Raw genomic sequence first — 6,836 nt, 5'->3', positions numbered from 1 at the left:
TTCCCAAATGGACAGTGTCACCTTTATTAGGTTGTTGATTTTTTGGCGAAAATGACTATGAAATACTTTACAGAATATTCTTATTATATTTATGCAACGCTAGTGCATAGAAATAAGGAAAACATTTCTCTGCAATAGAAGTTTTAAATTATTTGGTATACGAAGAACTATAATTTAATGTATATGAATTTCCTTAATATGTTTAATTGGATTATCCTGGTTAGAGCCATCTTTATAATAAAAGTGTACAGGACCATCCTCACGTAACGGCTTGCCTTTTCTTGAAAAAAGTAAGTACCCGTTTTTTGCATCTTCTAACGATATTTTTTCATTATCTCCATTGTTTTTAATGAATTCCGCTTCTTTAGCATTAGCCTCAGGTTCAGCATTATTTAAAAAGTCATGCAATGGAATCACATAACTGTTTTTTAAATATTCCTCTCCTTCCATTTTGGAGATGCTTCTGTTAACGGGCGGCTTCTGAAAAATGGACTCACTGCCTTTATCGTCTTCTCTTTCTATAAAAGCTTTTTCCAATTCAATTTTTCTATCATCAAAAATCCATACAGTAGGATCAAGTGTGATAGGATATCCGACATTTCCTTTAATCATTACAATCATGTTATTTTATCCCCCTAAGTTTATTACAGTATGTACGAAGTTATTTAGAACTTAATACAGAAAAAAATGAAGCACTGTTTTAAGACATTAGTATAATAATCTATAAAAGCCCCCTTTAAAAGATTATAATCTACAAATATTCCTATTATAGGATAACAGAGATTGTGTTTACTTTCATTTATTATAAATTGATATCTGGCTCAACTAATAATAAATGTTTATAGTAACTAGCAAGGTGCATGGCATAAATGAGGACTAGAAAATGCTGAAAGATCAAGGTACTGGGGATTTAGATTTGAAATTGAAAGAAAAATTTAGATAAGTCTAATGATAATTTAAATGGTAATACCAAAAAACCATTGACAATTATTTTAAAATTCAATATAATATTAGCAACGTTAAAAGTATTTAAGAGGAACAATTGGGATATAAAGGTAAAAGGAGGAGCTACTTAGAAATATAAAAAGAGCATGTTTTATTAGAATTAAATAAACATATTAAACGGAGGTTATGAAGATGAGTGCAAAAGCATATTTAGAAATCACAATGGTAATTAATGAAGAAAATCGTCCAGCCGCAGTCAAAGTATATAGTGATTATCGTCGGTCTTTTCTAGACAAGATCAGTGGAGCTGTTTCTAAAGATTTACTTGTACGTGATGAAGATGTTCAAGTTCTTCATGGGTTTAATAGTGTGGAATCTGCGCAAGGTTATCTCGAAAGTGAAATGTTCAAAAATGATGTTTTTGTCGGTCTTAAACCATTGTTAAGTGCTGATCCTGAAGTAAAAATATATAGTGTTGCGTAATCGATAGCGAATAGTGGTGGCTTGAATATGACTTCTGAATAATTTGAAATAGAAATAAAGGATAATAAAAATATTTATTATTTGAATATTTTTATTATCCTTTAATCATTCATGGAGAGATAGACTATGTTTAAAGAGTAACCGTGTATTAATATCTTAAAAGTCATTCTAAAACATTTTTTGCCATACAATTATTTATTTGTATGGTTTTTGTTCGTGGTAAATAGAGTAGTTTGAAAACTCAGTATAAGAAAATCAATCATCGAATTAAAACGGTTAACTTAAGGGTGAAAACAAACGTAAATCTATAAAAATAAAAAAGGACTGGTTGTAAATGAAAAATAAATTTGCGGAAAGAACACATTTTGTTAAACCATCAGAGACGCGTGAAATATTAAAAATTACCGCAAGACCAGAAGTCATCTCTTTTGCAGGAGGACTTCCAGCTCCAGAATTGTTTCCAGTAGAAGCTGTTAAAGATGTATGCAATAAAGTATTAAATGAGGAAGGTGCAGCTTCGCTTCAATATAGCACGACTGAAGGTGATATTGCTTTAAGAGAAATGATTCTTCAGAGAATGAAGGGTATCGGTATAAGTGCTGCTATTGGAAATGTCCTGATCACATCAGGATCTCAGCAGGCCATTGATCTTACCGGAAAATTATTTATTAATGCAGAAGATATTATTATATGTGAAAGTCCGACTTACCTGGCTGCTATTAATGTATTCGAATCATATAATGCTACCTTTGTTGAAGTAGCCATGGATGACGATGGGATGGTGATGGAAGAGTTAGAGAAAAAATTGCAGGCATACCCTGATGCAAAATTCATCTATACAATTCCTGACTTTCAAAATCCTACAGGTCGTACATTAAAGCTTGAGCGAAGAAAGAAAATGGTTGAGCTTGCTAATCAATACGATGTCCTGATTGTAGAAGATAATCCCTATGGAGCAATAAGATTTGCTGGAGAGACCATTCCGTCTGTGAAACATTTTGATACAGACAATAGAGTTATCTATATTAGTTCTTTTTCTAAAATTTTTGCCCCCGGTCTTCGGCTTGGATGGATTTGTGCGGATGAAACTTTTATAGAGAAGTATGTTTCGTTTAAACAAACAGCAGACTTGCATACGGACAGTTTTGCTCAAAGAATGACAGCAAAATATCTGAAACATTACGACATGGAAAAGCACCTCAATAGAATTAAGGCTGTTTATAAAGAACGATGTACAGCTATGTTATCTTGTATAGAACAATTTTTTCCGAAAAATATAAAATATAGTACCCCAGAGGGCGGCTTATTTATTTGGGTAGAGCTGCCTGAATCTGTTGATTCGGAGAAATTACTTGTTGAATGCCTAGAAAGTAATGTTGCATTTGTATCTGGCGCATCATTCTTTCCGAATAGCAGAAAGAAAAATACATTGCGTTTAAATTACTCAAATATGCCTGTAGATAGGATTAATGAAGGGATGAAACGCATAGGTGAGGTTTTGAATCGTGAATTAAAGAGAGAAATTAGGTGATAGGAAAGTGAAAGTATGGCAAAATAAATTAAGAAATAGGAAGGATAAAACTGAAATCATTTTAAAACAAGGAACTTAACAATAAAAAATAAGGAACTTAAAAACTCTGACAAGTGTTTGTCTCAACCCATCGTAGACATTGAATTGACTTTAATAATTAGATTCTTTATAATTAATTAAAGAAGCAAATATAGATAATATTATTAACAGATAAGCAAAAAATGAAAAGTAATCTAAACTAAGTATCAGAAATTTTTAGAAAGAGAAGAGGCGGATAATTGTTGTTTGATAAGATAGAAACAAAAAAAGTATATGAAAATGTGCTAGAACAAATAATAAAAAGAATTGTAGACGGAAAACTTGTGCCTGGTGATTCGTTGCCACCGGAGAGGGAATTGGCAGAACAACTTGGTGTTAGTCGACCGTCATTGCGTGAAGCTTTACGTATATTACAAGTCTTAGGAGTAATTAAAAATTCTCCGAAAACAGGAACAATCATCCAGCAAGTTAATCCTGAACAAATTTTTCAAACATTATCAATGGTAATGGTTACATCTCCTTCTGAAACAAGCCAGTTATTGGAAATTCGAAAATCAATAGAAACGGAAATGTGTTATTATGCGGCGTTGAGAAGAGATGAAAAAGATTTAAAATCAATTGGAAATACTCTTGAAAACCTCAGTAAAGCAGCTGATTCACTGGAATTCAAAAAATATGATTATGAATTTCATTACACAATAGCTTGCGCAGCTAAAAATATTTTTTTTAAATATGTACTAGAAATGATATCTAATTTAATTGATAAGCAAATGTTTGAGTTAACAAATAAAATAATGGATATAGGATTACACCAGAGAATGGTAGAACAACATAAAATGATTTTTGAAGAGATAAGCAATAAAAATGCAGAAGAAGCAAGGCTGGCAATGAAAAATCATATAGAGTTTGCAGAAGGAATATCTACTTTAGTCGATAGAGAAAAATAAAAGTGAAATGTTTAATAAATGGTAAGACCAAAATACCGTTAGACAATATTCCTGGTTTATAAAAAGCTATAAATATTAAAATTTTCTAGAAGAATAAATAAATTGTAATAAAGACAATTGAATGCGATTACATTTTTGTATAACCTAATTAAATAAAAAGTTAATTAAGAGTCTGTCTTTCTTTATGGGAAAAAGAAGGATAAGTTTGTTTTTAAGAGGAGGGTTTTATGAATGAAAAACAGTAAAAAAGAGCTTGTGGGTACGCATTGGGGAGCTTACTGGGTTGAGACGGAGGATGGTGCTGTAGTGGGGGTGGAGCCTTCGCAAAATGACTCTAATCCCTCACCTATTGGAAATTTGTTGTATGATGCTAAGGATTCTGATTACCGGATTAGTCAGCCAATGGTCAGATCAGGATATTTGAAAGGTGATTCTAATAATAGACAGAGCCGGGGGATGGACTCGTTTGTTCCAGTAAGTTGGGATAAGGCCCTTGACCTGGGATCTTCCTCGATTAAAAAGGTTAAAGAAAAATATGGGAATTCAGCAATTTTTGGAGGGTCATATGGATGGAGTAGTGCAGGGAGATTTCATCATGCACAAAGTCAAGTTCACAGATTTCTGAATAGAATTGGGGGCTATACGGCATCAGTGAATACATATTCACATGCTGCTGCTGAGGTCATTATTCCTCACGTGCTTGGTGTTGATTTGGCAACTGCAGGAGACTATCTTGTAAAGTATGATGAAATTGTCAAGCATTGCGATTTATGCATCTCTTTCGGAGGAATAGGGAATTTTAATAATCAGGTTTTGTCAGGTGGTTTAGGGGATCACCGGGACAAGACCACTTTTGAGAACCTTAGCATTGCAGGTACGGAAGTTATCTCAATTAGCCCGTTCAGGCCCGATTCACCACCTAATCTTAAAGCGGAATGGATTACAGCAAAACCATGTACGGACGTTGCTATTATGTTGGCAATTGCCCATCATCTCGAAACTTCGGATAGTGCTGATCAAGACTTTATTAATCGTTATACGGTCGGTTATGATGAATTTAAAAAATATCTACTTGGTCATTCAGACAATGTTGTGAAGGATGCGGACTGGGCAGCATCAATTTCAGGTATTCCAGCCAGTGATATTGAACGATTGGCAGATAAACTTACAAGCGCAGTTTGCCCATTAATCACGATAAGCCCTTCGCTGCAAAGAGCAGAGCATGGCGAACAGCCTTTTTGGATGGCTGTCGTGCTTGCTGCGATGCTTGGCTCCATTGGGAAACCGGGCGGGGGAGTCGGACTTAAATGGGGAAGTAATGGTGTTGGTCTCTATCACAAAGTTCCATTTAAATGGGGCAGGTTTCCTCAAGGCAAAAATCCAATCTCGGAGTCAATTCCTGTTGCTCGCATTGCAGATATGCTACTGAATCCAGGGGGAACGTACACTTACAATGGGGAGAATAGAACTTATCCTGATATCCAGCTTGTGTATTGGGCAGGCGGCAATCCGTTTCATCATCATCAGGATTTGAACAAACTCCGTAGAGCTTGGCGTGAACCGGAGACTGTGATTGTCAATGAGTCAGTTTGGTCAGCTACAGCACGTCATGCAGATATTGTGTTTCCAGCAAATACTTTTCTTGAACGCAACGATATCGTTTGCCGCAGCGATTCCTATATTTCACCATCGAAGCAGGTGTCGGAGAATTTTGGTGAATCACGCAGTGATTATGAAATTTTCTGTGGGTTGTCTGAGCGATTAGGCGTTCTAAATGAATTTTCGGAAGGCCGCGATGAAATGGAGTGGGTAGAAGCAATTTACCATGAGAGCTTTGATAACGCGGAAAAAGCAGGGATAAAACTACCAACATTTGAAGATTTTTGGGAGAAGGGTGATCCTGTTAATCTTGAATCTCAAATGAAGATATCTAAACGGGACAATTTTATAGCGAGGTTTATTGATGATCCAAACCGCAATCAGCTGCGAACACCATCGGGAAAAATTGAAATTTTTTCAAGCAATATTGATTCGTTCGGTTATACCGATTGCCTTGGACATCCAGTCTGGTTTGAAAAAAGTGAATGGCTTGGAGCGCAGCGCGCAGCACATTATCCGTTACATATGATTTCTCCGCAACCGCACAATAGGCTTCACAGCCAATTCGATTTCGGTGATTTCAGCCGTAAGGATAAGACAAATGGTCGGGAAACGGTGACTTTAAATCCTGAAGATGCACATATACGGGGAATCACTAGCGGAATGCTTGTACGGATTTTTAATGATCGTGGTGCCTGCCTGGCAGGCGCACATCTCTCAGATCATATTATGCAAGGTGTGATAAGATTGCCTACCGGTGCCTGGTATTGCCCAAACGAATTCGATGGACCAGATAGCCTTGAATATCATGGCAATCCAAATGTCTTAACGGTAGACAAAGGTACATCTTCATTATCCCAAGGGCCTAGTGCTCATAGCTGTCTGGTAGACATTGAACCTTACAAAGGCCACGCCCCTGAAATTCATGAACTCCTGACTAAGCGATAAAGAACAAGTGTATACTGGGATGTGGGATATTTTTAAAAACTCTATTTGAAATTTAACTTTTAGATAGCATTTTGTGTGCATACTGCATGGAAGAGAACTTAGTGATAAAAGAATAATACAGGTTTGGCAGTAGGAACTGTTAGTGAAAGCAAGATGCAGTAGCTTAAGGAGTTGTACACAAATTCCTCTACTAGTTTTTTCTTGTTTTAGAAGCTTGCACTGGACCACTTTCGTTGAAAAACTTTATTAATTAATGGTAAGACCAAAATACCAATTTGTAATTATTTTTTGATAAACTATAGTGTTAACAAATTTCAAAGTATAATTAATATTTACAATTCTAC

5 protein-coding genes are annotated in these 6,836 nt (G+C 35.4%); 4 read left to right on the top strand and 1 reads right to left on the bottom strand.

Annotated elements, in window-relative coordinates; translation table 11 throughout:
• Positions 1–174 precede the first annotated feature (174 nt).
• A complete protein-coding gene (locus IEX29_RS22550; protein ID WP_188737474.1) occupies positions 175–621 on the bottom strand; it encodes a hypothetical protein in 447 nt (148 codons plus the stop codon).
• 516 nt (positions 622–1,137) lie between these two features.
• On the opposite strand from IEX29_RS22550, the gene IEX29_RS22545 reads away from it, so the two are divergent.
• The 4 genes from IEX29_RS22545 to IEX29_RS22530 all read left to right on the top strand — a co-directional run bounded on the left by IEX29_RS22545 (position 1,138) and on the right by IEX29_RS22530 (position 6,492).
• On the top strand, positions 1,138–1,428 hold the full coding sequence (locus IEX29_RS22545; RefSeq protein WP_188737472.1) for a hypothetical protein: 291 nt from the start codon (positions 1,138–1,140) through the stop codon (positions 1,426–1,428).
• Positions 1,429–1,762: 334 nt separating this feature from the next.
• Positions 1,763–2,959 (top strand): aminotransferase-like domain-containing protein, encoded by a 1,197-nt coding sequence (locus tag IEX29_RS22540; protein WP_188737470.1) that lies wholly within the window; start codon positions 1,763–1,765, stop codon positions 2,957–2,959.
• A 281-nt stretch (positions 2,960–3,240) separates the two neighbouring features.
• Positions 3,241–3,945 carry a FadR/GntR family transcriptional regulator gene (locus IEX29_RS22535; RefSeq protein WP_188737468.1) on the top strand — a complete coding sequence of 235 codons (705 nt, stop codon included), beginning with the start codon at positions 3,241–3,243 and terminating at the stop codon, positions 3,943–3,945.
• Positions 3,946–4,176: 231 nt separating this feature from the next.
• Positions 4,177–6,492, top strand: coding sequence for a molybdopterin-dependent oxidoreductase (locus tag IEX29_RS22530; protein WP_188737466.1), 2,316 nt, complete (start codon positions 4,177–4,179; stop codon positions 6,490–6,492).
• Positions 6,493–6,836: the final 344 nt, after the last annotated feature.

Source organism: Oceanobacillus neutriphilus, from assembly GCF_014645515.1.
GTDB lineage: Bacteria > Bacillota > Bacilli > Bacillales > Amphibacillaceae > Oceanobacillus > Oceanobacillus neutriphilus.
This window is presented reverse-complemented; position numbering and strand designations above follow the sequence as displayed.